The 14,829-nt window shown below is 62.8% G+C and carries 9 protein-coding genes; all 9 read right to left on the reverse strand.

Features of this window, described 5'->3' with window-relative positions:
• Positions 1-183: 183 nt before the first annotated feature.
• The 9 genes from BM321_RS27555 to BM321_RS27595 all read right to left on the reverse strand — a co-directional run bounded on the left by BM321_RS27555 (position 184) and on the right by BM321_RS27595 (position 14,784).
• Positions 184-966 (reverse strand): MetQ/NlpA family ABC transporter substrate-binding protein, encoded by a 783-nt coding sequence (locus BM321_RS27555; protein ID WP_092329908.1) that lies wholly within the window; start codon positions 964-966, stop codon positions 184-186.
• A gap of 314 nt (positions 967-1,280) precedes the next feature.
• The gene (locus tag BM321_RS27560) at positions 1,281-2,216 is read right to left on the reverse strand and encodes a sigma 54-interacting transcriptional regulator (RefSeq protein ID WP_092446078.1); all 936 of its coding nucleotides are present in this window, start codon (positions 2,214-2,216) and stop codon (positions 1,281-1,283) included.
• 47 nt (positions 2,217-2,263) lie between these two features.
• The gene (locus BM321_RS27565) at positions 2,264-2,845 is read right to left on the reverse strand and encodes an alpha/beta hydrolase (RefSeq protein ID WP_060739717.1); all 582 of its coding nucleotides are present in this window, start codon (positions 2,843-2,845) and stop codon (positions 2,264-2,266) included.
• Between the two features lie 205 nt (positions 2,846-3,050).
• Complete coding sequence (locus BM321_RS27570; protein WP_092446080.1) at positions 3,051-3,305, reverse strand: DUF2789 domain-containing protein; 255 nt, start codon at positions 3,303-3,305, stop codon at positions 3,051-3,053.
• Between the two features lie 212 nt (positions 3,306-3,517).
• The gene (locus BM321_RS27575; RefSeq protein ID WP_092446082.1) at positions 3,518-3,967 is read right to left on the reverse strand and encodes a GNAT family N-acetyltransferase; all 450 of its coding nucleotides are present in this window, start codon (positions 3,965-3,967) and stop codon (positions 3,518-3,520) included.
• 273 nt (positions 3,968-4,240) lie between these two features.
• Entirely contained in the window at positions 4,241-5,194 is a 954-nt protein-coding gene (locus BM321_RS27580; protein WP_092446084.1) for a sulfotransferase family protein, read from the reverse strand.
• On the reverse strand, positions 5,182-5,967 hold the full coding sequence (locus tag BM321_RS27585; RefSeq protein WP_092446086.1) for an aspartyl/asparaginyl beta-hydroxylase domain-containing protein: 786 nt from the start codon (positions 5,965-5,967) through the stop codon (positions 5,182-5,184). Before BM321_RS27585 ends, BM321_RS27580 begins: the two co-directional genes overlap by 13 nt.
• Before the next feature lie 16 nt (positions 5,968-5,983).
• Entirely contained in the window at positions 5,984-7,498 is a 1,515-nt protein-coding gene (locus BM321_RS27590) for a TolC family protein (RefSeq protein ID WP_092446088.1), read from the reverse strand.
• Positions 7,499-7,539: 41 nt separating this feature from the next.
• On the reverse strand, positions 7,540-14,784 hold the full coding sequence (locus tag BM321_RS27595; RefSeq protein WP_092446090.1) for an Ig-like domain-containing protein: 7,245 nt from the start codon (positions 14,782-14,784) through the stop codon (positions 7,540-7,542).
• Positions 14,785-14,829 lie beyond the last annotated feature (45 nt).

The raw sequence follows: 14,829 nt of genomic DNA on the forward strand, positions 1-14,829 counted from the left end.
ACATAAAAGTGCCGCAGCGACTGGAACCGCAGGACATATTGAAATTGTTGATGGCGTTGCGCAGGGCGTTGAAGAGCGGGGCGGCCTGATCCATCCCCTGGGGGAGCAAGCTCCCACAATAAAAAACGCCGACGCTGTATCAGCCGTCGGCGTTTGAAACCATGAAAGGGTTGACCGCGCGAATCAGAACGCCGGCAGTACCGCGCCGCTGTATTTCTTCTCGATGAACGCCTTCACTTCAGGGCTGGTCAGGGCCTTGGCCAGTTTCTGGATGGCCGGGCTGTCCTTGTTGTCCGGACGGGCCACCAGGAAGTTGACGTAAGGCGAATCCGAACCTTCGATCAGCAAGGCATCCTTGGCCGGGTTAAGACCCGCTTCCAGGGCATAGTTGGTGTTGATCAGGTCCAGGTCGACCTGGTCCAGCACCCGCGGCAGCATGGCCGATTCCAGTTCCTTGAACTTGAAGTTGTGCGGGTTCTTGGCGATGTCTTTCGGCGTCGCCAAAGCGTTTTTCGGGTCTTTCAACTCGATCAGGCCAGCCTTCTGCAACAGGATCAGCGCACGGCCGCTGTTGCTGCCTTCGTTGGGCAGCGCGATGGTCGCGCCGTTTGGCAGGTCAGCCAGCTTCTTGTACTTCTTCGAGTAGCCACCGAACGGTTCGACGTGAACACCGATCACGGTCACCAGGTTCGTGCCTTTGCCTTCGTTGAAGTTCTTCAAGTACGGCAGGGTCTGGAAGTAGTTGGCATCCAGGCGTTTCTGATCAACCTGCACGTTGGGTTGGACATAGTCGGTGAAGACCTTGATTTCCAGGTCCACGCCTTCCTTGGCCAGGGTTGGCTTGATCAGCTCGAGGATTTCAGCGTGGGGCACCGGTGTGGCGGCCACGACCAGTTTCTCCGCGGCCTGGGCCAGGCCCGACGCCAGGGCTGCCGCCAATGCGGTGAACAACAGAACCTTTTTCATGCAGTGTCCTTATCGAAAATCACAGTCGTCATGGACGACGGCTAAATGAGGGTGTGCCAGTGAAGTGCTATCGCTGGCGTGATGCGGACAATACCGACATTTTTTATTCCTTAACAATATCTTTTGTTCAAGTTCATATTCATTTTACTCATATACAAAACACCGTTCTTGTGGCGAGGGGATTTATCCCCGCTGGGGCGCGAAGCGGCCCTAAATGCCGGCGCCCGGTGTGTCAGGCAGATTGAGTTGATCGCTTAGGGGCTGCTCCGCAGCCCAGCGGGGATAAATCCCCTCGCCACGAGTTCCAGTGTTTTCTACAGCGTTTGGTCCAGTCGATCGAGCAGCACCTTGAGGGCTTCGCGCTCGGCTTGCGAACCTTGGGCAATGACCTGCGCCACCTGCTGATTAATCAGCTCCAGGGCTGAAGGTTGGGAAGGCAGATTCAAGTGCTCCGGCAAAATCTCATCTCCCGTACTCACCAGCAACGCGAAGTGAATGACATTTTCCAACTCGCGGGTGTTGCCCGGCCAACTGTGCCGCTCGAGGGCGGACTGCGCCGCTTCACTGATCAGTGGCACGCTGAGACCGAGTCGCTGGCTGTAGATGCCCAGGAAGTATTCGGCCAGGGACAGAATATCGCCCACCCGTTCACGCAGGGCTGGCAGTTCCAGCTGGCCTTCGCCCAGGTAGTGGTAGAGCCGTTCGTGGAATTTCCCGGCCGCCACCGCTTGCGCCAGGTCGATGCTGGTGGCCGCGACCAGGCGGACATCCACCGGGCTGGGCTGATGGGCGCCGACACGGGTGACTTCGTGGTTCTCCAGGGCCGCCAGCAACTTGATCTGGATCGGCAGCGGCAAATCGCCGATTTCATCCAGGTAAAGCGTGCCGCCGTTGGCCGAACCGAACCAACCGGCCCGGCTGCTGGCCGAGCCGCTGTAGCTGCCGGCGGCATAACCGAACAGTTCGGCGTCGGCGTAGGTCGGGCTGATGGCGCCGCAGTTGACCGACACAAACAATCCGCCGCGATCGCTTTCGCGATGGATATGCCGGGCCAGCAGTTCCTTGCCGCTACCGGTTTCGCCGCGTATCAGCACCGAGATCGCACGGGGCGCCAGTTGCTCCAATTCCTGGCGCAACTGCCGTGAACGGGGGTCGACGAACACCAGCGCCTTGGCGCGAATGCTCAGGGGGCTTTTTTCCGCATCGGGAAAGGTCAGCAAGGGCTGACCGAAGGTTTCATGCAAACTCATGGCAGGCTCCCGCCCCAGACCGCCGGGAGACGGGGGGCGCTAAAAATTCAGGCGCGACGCAGGGCGTGATGCTCCATGCGGTTTTGCAGACGATAGAGATAAGCGAAACCCTGCTCCCAACGCTGGTGGCCGGACTTCACGTTGATATGCCCCGCTCCAGCCAGGATTCCGGCCTCGGCCCCCCAGTTGCGCGCCAGTTCCAGGGCGCGTGGGGCGCTCACGGCGTCGTCGTTATCGGAGCTGACCACTTGGCTTGGGAACGGCAACAGATCGCTGGGAATCGGCGCGAAGTTGCGCAACGCCGGGACGCAGGCTGGCCGCTCGACATCCGCCGGCGCCACCAGCAACGCTCCACGCACCTGCCGCAAAAACTGCACCGGCGCGGTGGCGGCCCAATGGGCCACCGTGATGCAACCCAGGCTATGGGCAATCAGGATCACCGGGGTGCTGTCGGCGGCCACGGCCTCGGCCAGCGCCGCGACCCAGTCTTCACGCCGGGGCGTCACCCAGTCGGCCTGCTCGACCCGCGCGCTGTTGGGCAGGCTGTTCTGCCAGTGGGTTTGCCAATGATTTTCCGGCGATCCTTGCCAGCCCGGCACAATCAGGTAGCGAATCGATTCGTTGCGCATGGGTGCTCTCCTGCGTGTCTGTTCCCGGACGAGTATAGGGAGGAGAGCTATATTATTTAAGGAATAAGAAGCTATTTGTTAATACTTAAAACGAATAACAGACTAACCCCTGTGGGAGCGAGCTCGCTCGCGATAGCGAACGGTCAGTCGACATTGATGTAACAGGCATACCGCTATCGCGAGCAAGCTCGCTCCCACAGGTCTCTCAGGCAGGTCGCTCGCTACGCCCCTTGCGCAACAACACATCCAACTGGTCTATCACTTCCGCCCAGTCCGCATCCCCGAGGATTTCCTCGCGCAGCATTTGCCGCTGGCCCTCATTCCAGAAAAACGCATCGGCCAAGTGCAACCCGGGCTTGAGGGGTGAATGCGCGGCGATGAACTGGTCAATGCCAACGGCGTCATCGGGCAAGCCCAACTGCTTGAACAATGCGCGAAGGGTGTGGATCGGCGGTTCCATAGGGGGCTCCTGGACATGAATGGATGGCGGGGTCGTTCCCAGGCAGTCTAGCCCTTCGCCGACCGCCAGACTGCTCAAAATCCAATCAACCCCCGACTCGACTAGACTTTGAATAAACATTCCGACGACGATACGTTGTGGAGGATCCCGTGAACATTCACTGGTTGACGGTTGCGCTACTGGCGATCAGCGGGTGAATGAGCGGGCTAGTCCTAGAGCCGTTTTTCCATAACGATGGTGCGCTCAGCCCCATGAAACTCGTCGCGGATTTTCTGATAACCCAACGCGGCATAGAATTTTTCAGCTGTAATCGACGATGGCACACGTACAGCCCCAATACCGGCGTGGGCAGCGGTTGCATGAATGACATCCATCAAATGCCGACCGATACCGCTTTTTTGGTGAGCTGGGTCAACGAAAACACTTCTGACTACGTCACCGTCGAGTCCAGCAGTACCGATGATTTTTTTGCCCAGCAAGGCTACGAAAACACTGCGCTTGGCAAGTTGTGCGGTGATGACTTCAGGAGCAAAGCTGCGCTCAACCTGAGCGATCACATCAGGCGGGTAATCCTGTGAATTTGACTCACGCAGGGAGGCTAGAACTACACGGCTAATCGCTGCTGCATCTTTGCCCGTGGCGGGACGAACATGACATTCCATGCTAAGACCTCAATCCAGAAGGATCACAGCTTAGCCCATCGCAATGGGCCTTCCCCGGACGCTTGTCCACCATCGTCTTCCCCTTGCCGATTGAATGGCAAGGGGATGGCGGAGTTGTCGCCCAACAAGGCTTGATGCGTTACCGACAATGCGGGCACTGCCCACTGTGGGAGCAAGGCTTGCCCGCGATGGCGGCGATGCGCTCTTTCAGAAATCGAGGCGCCTGTTTCGCGAGCAAGCTTTGCTCCCACAACGGGAACCTGCGGCGTTTCGCTAAACCCCCTTGCCATAGCGCAATGTTTCGAGTGCCTCATAGGGCCCCTGCGCCCAGCGCAGGACCCGCTCACGCAACAGCGCCGAAGCCTCCCGGCGCTTGTCCTCGCTGTCGCCGACAAACGCCTGTGCCGGCTGCTTGGCATGCTGCCCCACCGTCGCGAACACCTGCCCGCATTGCTCGTCATCGAGCCCGAAAAACGCCGCCAACCTGCCCGTCATCGCCTCGGGCAGTTCGGTGTAGTTGACCGCCATCCCAGCCAATGCCCGGCAGTGCTCCAAGCCTGTTCCCAACAGCCGCCCCACCCGACGCGAGATGAAATCTTCCTGGCTGCCGAACGGCAATCCATCGTCCAGGACCGTCGCCCCGATCATCCCCGGCACCATGTGCATGCCGGGACGCCGCAGGTGCGAGACCGAAATTTCCAAGGGGTCGCGGTACACGAACAGCCAGGGTGTGTCGGGAAAGCACTCACGCAGCAGCGGCAGTTCACCGATGTTCCAGGCGTCGAGCTTGACCACCAGGCGTTGCTCCACACCGCGGCGGCGCTGCCCGTAGGCCGACATCAAGCCCTTGATTGCCACACACCGCTCGGCCGGTGGCAAATCACTGCGCAGCAGCGTATCCAAAGGCGGCGGTTCCGAGATAACGATATGGTCGTCCAACTGGGCGAGCATCTGGCTGATCAATGTCGAGCCGCAACGGGAGGCATGGAAAATGAATGCGCTGGGCTCAAGTCCCGGGGTTTGTCGTTGCCACTGGCCGAGTGCGTCCAAGGGCGTCCGGCGGCGGAACGCCTGGTTGAAGGGCAGGCGCAGGGCGTCTTCCACTGCATCGCCAAAGAACGGCTGTGACAGACGCGCGTCGCCGAACCAGCACCAATCGACCCACCACTGCCCGGCCTCTTGCCAGAGGCGGATCGGCAACCAACCGTGCAAGTTCAGGTCTTCCACGGGTTTCTCCACTGCTGGCGACCGTTGCGCATGGCGGCCCGCAATTCTTCCCGGGTGAAATGCAGCCCTCGCTCGGTCCCCAGCGCCAGAGTGGATTCAATGAAAGCGTCGAGGTCGTGCAAGCTCTGCAAGGTGCGGGCGAGGTCAGGATCGCTTTCCACGCGCTGCTGAAAACGGGCGAAGTCGCTTTGTCTGACGCCCGCGGCAGGAGTGGTGGGCAGCCCATCGGCAATCTGCTGGGCCAGCCACGGCCCGGGGCGACAATCGAGCACCAGATGAACCCGCGAATGAGCACTTCGGTTAACCACCCGGTGAGGCCGCGCCAGGTCGAGAAACCAGCACTCGCCGGCCGTCAGCGGAATGATTTGTCCATCCAGGAAAAAGTCCACGTCCGGTGGGCTGAGCAGCGGAACGTGCAGGCGCAGATCGGCGTCCGGCCCGCCCAGGTCATAGTCGCGATGCTCGTGGATGCACCCACCGGGCCCCAGCCGCAGCAGCCGGGCCGAGACAATCTCCAGGGGCCAGTCGCGCAACGCCTCATGCCAGCGATCATCCGCTAGCCAAGGCGCACGCTGGCTTGGCTGACCGCGCCCGGGCGACAGCTCGGTGACGGCATCCGCCGCCGAAATCAGCGCTACCCCGCTCCAGTCGCCGCTGTAATAGGCACTGTTGAAATGCCCTTGCCAGCGCGCGTCGTCAATGGCCGCCAGTGCCTGCAACAACAACGGCAGGTTCACCGCCACCGGCAGCCGGGAAAACGCCGGGCGCGTCATGCCAGCGCCCGGTTATTTATTGAGCCACCGCGGCCGTCTTCGGCACGGTGATATCGCCCTGGGCCCAGGCCGCTTCACGGTTAGCCAGCGCCATAGCGATCGATTGCACTGCGGTCGATTGCACTTCGTTCGGCATCGGATCGAGGCCGGCGCTGGCGAAGATCTGACCGTAGGCGTTGCGCAGGTCGGCATAGGCCAGGTCCCGGCGCAGATCAGCCTGCAAGGTGTTCAGTTCACCCTGGATCAGGTCCAGCTCGCCAATGCCGGCAGCCTGGTGACGGCTGCGCAACTGGCCAACGATCTGTCCGTCGATGTCCGACAATTGCTGGCTGGTCTTGAACTGGCGCAGGGCTTCGCGATAGTTGGCATTGGCCACGTACAGTTGGGCCAGCACGGCAATCGACATCGCCTGGCGCCGCGCCGCCGCGACTTCTTCACCGGCCTTGGCCACGTCGATGGCCGCCGGGGCGGAGATCACGTTGAACAGGTTCCAAGTGACTTTCACACCATAGTCAGCCCAGCCCTGCTCCACCAGGAACGAATTGCTGTCGTAGTGTCCGCCGGCGGAAAACTCCAGCCCCGGCAGCAGGCGCAACATGGCCTTGCGGGTTTCGGCGGCGGTGATGCGGGTCTGGTAATCCTGCTCGCGCAGTTCCGGGCGGCTGGCCAGGGCTTCCTGTTCGAGACGGGCCAGGTCGACCTTGAGTTCCGGGATGGTGTATTCATCCTGGGTCGCCAGGGTCAGCTCGGTGCCCAGGGGCAGGTTGATCAGGGTCGCCAGTTCGGTCTTGGCCAGGGACAGCGCCCGGCGCTGTTCTTCAAGCTGGCGGGTGGCCTGGATCAGCGAGCGCTGGTAACCCAGGGCCTGCACCGGGTCGCCGATGCGCTGTTCGCTCATGCTCTGGCTGTTGCCACGCGCCGCGTCGACCCGGACCATCAGGCTGTCGATCTGCTTGAGCAGGCGCTCGGCGGCCATGGCCCGCCAGTAGGCCGAACGGACGTCCTGGACGATGGTGTTGATCACCTTGCGCCGGCGCTCCTGCACGATCAGGCGCTGGTCCCCGGCCTGCTTGGCACTGATGTAGCTCACACCGAAATCGAGCACGTTCCAGACCATGGTCAGGTCCGCCACTTCACGGTCGCGGTCCTGGGAGGTTGACGGTTCCAGGGACTGGGTACCGGTTTCCACGCTCTGGCTGCTGGAGGCGTTGACGTTGTTACGGCCCACGTAACCGGCGTCCAGGGCCATGCGTGGCAGCATGTCGAAACTGGCCAGGTCCAGCTGACGCTTGGCCAGGGCCTCCTCCATGATCTTCAAGCGCCCTTCGAGGTTGTACTTCACCGCCCGGGCCATGGCCTGGTGCAGGGTCAGGGGGCCGCTCAGCGGCTCCTGATCCTTGTACATGTTCTGCAGGTCGGTTCGGGCGCGCTGTTCGCTGACGCTGCGATCGATCGGCTCGCTGGTGACCGCACACCCACTGACCACCAACGCCAGCAAACTCATGCCGAATAACTTCTGACTTCTATTCATTCCCTGGATTGCCCCTGGCTGCCCCAATATTTTTTTAGAATTCAGGCCTGCGCCTGGCTGATGCCGACCTGTCGTAACGCCGTTGCCAGGCTGTCGACCTGACGCTGTTCAGTATCCTTGAGCTGTTGCAGCTGTTGGCCCAAGGTCGGTGCGCCGAACATCCCACGCAGCCCTTGGGACACATCGCCCCCCTGCATCGACTGGCTGCCGAAGGCGTTCAGCGTCTCGGTGTCGGAACCGGAATCGCGATTGAACAGCCCCGACAACGTGCTGCTGCCGAACACCCCGCCATCGCCCCCACCAAAGCCCAGGAACCCCTGGCCGGAACCATCGCCGGCGGCGTCGGTGCTGAAAACCTGGGCGATATAGCTCGGCGCCAGTTGGCCCCGGTTGATGAAAATATCCCCAATCGGCTTGAGGCCACCGCCCACGTCCCGCTGCTCGAACAACGGCGGGAACCCCAGCGGCGAACCGAGGTTGCCGGTCGGCGGGGTAAAGACGATCGGTTGCAGCGGCACCTCGGACGGCGGGATAACCGTGACCGGGTCGGACGTCAGGAACTCCGGCGGCGGCTTCACATCGTTGGGTACCACGGTGTCGATCGCATAGTTGTTGGACACCGCCACGCTGGCCCCGGTGTTGCCGGTCAGGTCGCTGACATTGCTGGTGTCCAGGGCGATGAAATTGCTCGGGTCGGTGAGGTTCACCGTGGGCGTGAACGTCGCGGTCCAGGTCCTGCCGCCGTCGCTGCTGGTCAGGTTGGTCAGCTCGCCATTGGTGACGCTGAGGTCCGACAGATCGAAATTGCTCACCGCCTCGCTGAAGGTGATGGTGACCTGGGTCGTCTCGCCCACGGTCAGGTTCGGATCGGCCACCACGATGGTCGCTGTCGGCCGGGAGGCATCAAGCGCGTAGTTGCTGGAGATCGCAATGCCTGCCCCGACGTTGCCGGCGAAGTCCTGCACGTTGCTGGTGTCTAGCAGGATCAGGTTGGTGGCATCGCTGACGCCTGCGGTGGGCGTCAAGGTCGCCGTCCAGGTCAGGCCGCCGTCGCTGCTGGCGAGGTTGGACAGCACGCCATTGGCCACGCTGAGGTCCGACAAGTCGAAGCCGGACACCGCCTCGGTGAAGCTGATGGTCACGGTGGTGCTCTGGCCGATGCCCAGGGTGGTATCGCCCAGGGAGATGGTCGCGCCAGGACGAGCCGTGTCGATTGCGTAGTTATTGGAGTTCACCACGCCGACACCGCTGTTGCCCGAGGCGTTGACCACGCCACTGGTGTCCAGGCTGATCAGGTTACTGGTGTCGGTAATGTTCGCGCTCGGGGTGAACGTTGCCGTCCAGGTCACGCCGCCATCGGAGGACGAGACATTGCTCAGCGTACCGTTGCTCACGCTCAGGTCGGCGTTGTCGAAACCGCTGACCGCTTCCGAGAAGGTAATGGTGACCTGTGAGGTTTCCCCTATCCGCAGGGCACTGTCAGCCACCACAATCGTGGCAGTCGGTACCTGCGTCTCGACCGCGTAGTTGGCCGAATCGGTCGTGCCTGTCCCGGTGTTGCCGGCCGCATCGCTCACGCCGGTGTTGTCCAGGCTGATCAGGTTGGTGGCGTCGGTCACGCCCAGGGTTGGCGTGAAGGTCGCGGTCCAGGTCAGGCCGCCATCGCTGCTGCTCACGGCGCTCAGGGTGCCGTTGGCCACGCTCAGGTCAGCGTTGCTGAAGCCGGTTACCGCCTCGCTGAAGGTGATGGTCACCTGGGCGGTTTCACCCGGTTTCAACACCGAATCGCTCAGTACGATGGTGGCGGTCGGACGCTGGCTGTCGACACTGTAGTTGTTCGAATCGGTGGTGCCGCTGCCGACGTTGCCTGCCAGGTCGGCGACGCCGCCATTGGCGAGGGTAATGACATTGCCGGTGTCAGTGACGCCAGCGGCAGGCGTGAAGGTCGCGGTCCAGGTAATGCCGCCGTCATTGCTGCTCAGCCCGCTGAGGGTCCCGTTGGCGACGGTCAGGTCGGCAGTGGTGAAACCCGTCACGGCCTCGCTGAAGGTGATGGTCACCAGCGAGGTCTCGCCCGCGGCGATGGCGGTGTCGGCGACGATAATAGTCGCCGTTGGGCGCACGGTGTCGATCGCGTAGTTGTTCGAATCGGTGGTGCCGACGCCAGCGTTTCCTGAGACGTTGACGACACCGGTATTGTCCAGGGTGATCAGGTTGCTGGTGTCGGAGATGCTCGTGCTCGGCGTGAACGTCGCCGTCCAGGTCACGCCGCCATCGGAGGACGAAACGTTGCTCAGCGTGCCGTTGCTGACAGTCAAGTCGCTGTTGTCGAAACCGCTCACCGCCTCATTGAAGGTGATGGTCACCAGGGAGGTTTCACCGATGCTCAGGGACGTATCGGCCACCACGATGGTCGCCGTCGGCACCTGGGTATCGACGGTGTAGTTGGCGGAATTGCTGGTACCGGTACCGGCGTTGCCGGCCGCGTCGCTCACGCCGCTGTTGTCCAGGACGATCAGGTTGGTGGCGTCCCGCGTGCCGGTGGCCGGGGTGAAGGTCGCCGTCCAGGTAATGCCGCCATCGCTGCTGCTCACGGCGCTCAGGGTGCCATTGGCCACGCTCAGGTCCGAATTGTCGAAACCACTGACCGCCTCGCTGAAGGTGATGGTCACCAGTGAGGTTTCGCCGACGCTGAGGTTGCTATCAGTCATTACGATGGTCGCGGTCGGACGCAGGGTATCGACAGCGTAGTTGTTCGAATCCGCAGTGCTGGTGTTGATGTTGCCGGCCACATCGGCGATCGAGCCACTGTTGAGGCTGATCAGGTTGGTACTGTCGCTGATTCCCGCACTCGGGGTGAAGGTCGCGGTGAAGGTAATGTTGTCGCTGGTACTCAGCCCGCTCAGGGAACCATTGGCCACGGTCAGGTCAGCCAGGGTGAAGCTCGTCACCGCCTCGCTGAAGGTGATGGTCACCAGCGAAGTTTCGCCGATGGCAATGGCGGTGTCGGCCACGACGATGGTCGCGGTGGGGCGTACGGTGTCGACCACGTAGTTGTTGGAATCGGTGGTGCCGACGCCCGCGTTGCCCGCGCCGTTGTTCACTCCGGTATTGTCCAGCGTAATCACGTTGCTGGTATCGGAAATGCTGGCGCTCGGCGTAAACGTGGCCGTCCAGGTGACACCGCCATCAGTGCTGCTCATGGTACTGAGCGTGCCATTGCTGACAGTCAGGTCCGAATTGTCGAAACCGTTGACCGCCGAGTTGAACGTCACAGTGACCAATGTCGTCTCGCCGATGCTCAGCGTGCTGTCGGCAATGACGATGGTCGCCGTCGGCACGTTGGTGTCGACTTGGTAGTTGTTGGAGTTGGTGGTGCCGGTGCCCGTGTTACCTGCCGCATCGCTGACGCCGGTGTTGTTCAGGGTGATGACGTTGGAGGTGTCGCTGACCCCCAGGGCCGGGGTGAACGTGGCGGTCCAGGTGAAGCCGCCATCGCTGCTGCTGACCGCGCTCAGGGTGCCATTGGCCACGCTCAGGTCCGAATTGTCGAAACCGCTGACGGCCTCGGAGAACGTAATGGTCACCAGTGAGGTTTCGCCGACGCTCAGCGCGTTGTCGGCCACCACGATGGTCGCGGTGGGGCGCAGCGTGTCGACGACGTAGTTGTTGGAGTCGGTGGTGCCGGTGCCAGCGTTGCCCGCCCCATCCACGACGCCCGTGTTGTTCAGCGTGATCAGGTTGGTGGCATCGCTGGTGCCGACGCTCGGGGTGAAGGTGGCGGTGTAGGTGATGTTGTCGCTGGTGCTCAGCCCGCTCAGGCTGCCGTTGGCGACCGTCAGGTCCGCCAGGGTGAAGCCGGTCACCGCCTCGTTGAAGGTGATGGTCACCACCGAGGTTTCGCCCAGGGCGACAGCCGTATCGGCGACGACGATGGTGGCGGTGGGGCGCGCCGTGTCGATGGCGTAGTTGTTGGAGTCGGTGGTACCGCTGCCAGCGTTGCCGGCGGCATCCGCCACACCGGTGTTGTCCAGGGTGATCAGGTTGGTGGCGTCGCTGGTGCTGGCGCTCGGGGTCAGTGTCGCGGTCCAGGTGATACCGCCATCGCTGGTGCTCAGCCCGGTCAGGGTGCCGTTGGCGACCGTCAGGTCGGCGGTGGTGAAGCCGGTCACGGCCTCGTTGAAGGTGATGGTCACCAGGGACGTTTCGCCGACCCTCAAAGCGTTATCGGCGACGACGATAGTCGCGGTCGGGCGCGCGGTGTCGACAGCATAGTTGTTGGAGCTGGTGGTGCCAGTACCGGCGTTACCGGCCAGGTCCAGTACACCGGTATTGGCCAGGATAATGAGGTTGGTGGCATCCGTGGTACCGGCGCTCGGGGTGAGCGTTGCGGTCCAGGTGATGCCCCCGTCGCTGCTGCTCAGCCCGCTCAGGGATCCGTTGGCGACGGTCAGGTCGGCCAGGGTGAAACCCGTCACCGCCTCGCTGAAGGTAATCGTCACCAGGGAGATTTCACCGACCGTCAGCGCATTGTCCGCCACCACGATCGTGGCGGTCGGGCGCGCGGTGTCGATGGCATAGTTGTTCGAGTCGGTGGTGCCGGTACCGACGTTGCCGGACAAGTCGGCAACGCCGCTGTTGTTCAACGTGATCAGGTTAGTGGTATCGCTGACGCTGGCGGTCGGGGTCAGCGTTCCGGTCCAGGTGATACCACCGTCGCTGGTGCTCAGCCCGGTAACCGTGCCGTTGGCGACCGTCAGGTCGGCGGTGGTGAAACCGGTCACCGCCTCATTGAAAGTGATGGTCACCAAGGACGTTTCACCGACGCTCAGTGCCGTGTCGGCCACCACGATGGTGGCGGTCGGCAGCACGGTGTCGATGGCGTAATTGTTGGAGTTGGTGGTGCCGACCCCGGCATTGCCACTCAGGTCCGCGACACCGGTATTGTTCAGCACCACCAGATTGGTGGTGTCGGTGACAGCGGCGTCGGGTGTCAGGGTTGCGGTCCAGGTGATACCGCCGTCACTGCTGCTCAGGCCGCTGAGGGTGCCGTTGGCCACCGTCAGGTCGGCCGTGGTCAGTCCGCTGACCGCCTCGGAGAAGGTGATGGTCACCAGCGAGGTTTCACCGCTCCTGAGGGCCGTGTCAGATACCACGATGGACGCCGTCGGTGCCACGGTGTCGTTGACCACGTAATTGTTCGAATCGGTGGTGCCCACGCCGGCGTTACCGGCCAGGTCCGCCACACCGGTATTGTTCAAGGTGATGATGTTGGTGGTATCGGCGATGTTGCTTGCCGCCGTCAGCGTACCGGTCCAGGTGATGCCGCCGTCGCCGCTGGTCAGGGTGCCGAGGGTGCCGTTCTGCACGGTCAGGTCCGCCGCGGTCAGCCCGGTCACCGCCTCGGAGAAGGTGATGGTCACCTGCGAGGTGCCGCCAGAGTTCAGGTTGGTGTTGGCCACCACGACAGTCGCGGTGGGCGGCGTTTCGTCCGGCACATAGTTGGTATTGATGGTGCCGCCGTCGCCATAGACGTTGGCCACCGAACTCGGCGTGACACCTGCCGTGCCGGCACTCGTTCCACCAGTGCCGCTACCGCCGACGTTGCCGGCCAGGGCCGCGAAGTTGGCCGCAGTGATCAGGATCGAGCCTTTGTTCCAGATGGCGCCGACACCGACACCGCCGGCACCGCCCGCTTGGGTGTAGCCGCCGCTACCGCCACCGCCACCGCCACCGCCCGCCCCGACGTTGTTGGAAATCACCGTGTTGCCGATGACCCGCAGGGTCGCGCCCGTGTCGTTGTAGATACCACCGACCGCTCCGCCACCGGCACCGCCGATGTCGTTATAGCCGTTACCACCACCGCCACCGCCAATGGACAATCCAGCGCTGCTGGCCGTGCCACCGGAAGAACCGGTGCTATAGCCAGGATAAGCCGCACCGCCGCCGCCACCGATAGAGGAACCGCCACTACCGCCCTGGTTGCCGTTGTTACTGCCGCCGGTACCGCCCTGGCCAACCGATCCGGGAGACCCCATATACCCGAGGGTGTCGCCGCCCCTACCACCGATACTGCCTGGACTGGCGCCTATCGCACCGCCACCACCGCCGGCGCCACCGGAGTATTGCGGTGTCACACCGCCGCCGCCACCACCACCCGAAGCGGCGTTGGCGGTGACCGTGACGTTCCTCAGGGTCAGGGTGCCGGCGTTGTAAATGCCGCCGCCCTTGGATACCAGCGCATCGTCGCCGCCGTTACCGCCGTTGCCCGCTGTCATGCCCCGGGTAATGATCAGGCCATCGAGAGTGGCCGTGGTGCCAGCCGTCACATTGATGATCTGGGTGCGGTATTGCCCGTCGAGGGTGACGTCGGCCACGTTGTCATTGTTGAGATCGCCATCGATCGTGACGTTTTTGTCGACCACTAGCACCTGGGTCAGCGAGACGGTCATATTGGCATTGAAGGTCACGATGTCGCCGTTCTGCGCAGAATCCAAGGCCGCGCGCAAGGAGCCCACGCCGGAATTGGCATTGTTGGTGGCGGTCCAGGTGGCCAGGCCCCATTGGTACTCACTCATGGCATTGGCCGAGAGCACGTTGGCGCTCTCGATGTTGCCGGTGGCAATCTCCAGGTCCCAGTCGCCGCCGACGCCAGTGCGATCATCGGAAGCCGCCACGTCGCGGCCGGTCAACTGTGCCAACGAATTAACCAGGCTAAGGCCACGGTCACCTTCGGCGGTGTAGCAGCCGTAAATGAGAATATCGCCGCCGGCAGTCATGTCCTGGCCGATCTGCGCCAGCACTTCGCTGCGCGCCTGGACGTTGTCCGCCGACAGGTAACTGTTGCCCAGCCACAAATCACCGGCGTTGCCGTGGGCGATGATCTGCACCGAGCTGATGCCCTGGTGGGTGTCCAGATAATCGGCGATTTGTTGCAAGCCGTCCTTGGTGGCGTCCAGCTGCACCACCTGGGTACCGGGCGCCACGCCTTCGAGCAGGCTGGCGGAATCCTTGACCCGGGAATCGACAAACACCACGGATTTGCCCGGAACGGCAGCCTGGGTGGCATCGACCTGGCCCTGGGGCGCATGGGTGTCGGCCGGTTGGTCGGCCGTGGGCGTCTTGGCCGCCTCGGCAGTGGGTTGCGCGTCCGCTTGCGCGGCGTCGGCCACGGTGGCGGCCACCGCGCCGTCGAACAGCATTCGCGGCTCCAGGGACATGATCATTGGCGATGCCAGGGCTTGCGCGCCCTCGGTTACCCGCGATTTGCCTTTGCTCCACCACATGACGATCACCTGGACTCGAACTTCTTGAACGCAAATGAAAAAAAC

This window comes from Pseudomonas sp. NFIX10 (genome assembly GCF_900111955.1).
Taxonomy (GTDB): domain Bacteria; phylum Pseudomonadota; class Gammaproteobacteria; order Pseudomonadales; family Pseudomonadaceae; genus Aquipseudomonas; species Aquipseudomonas fluorescens_AA.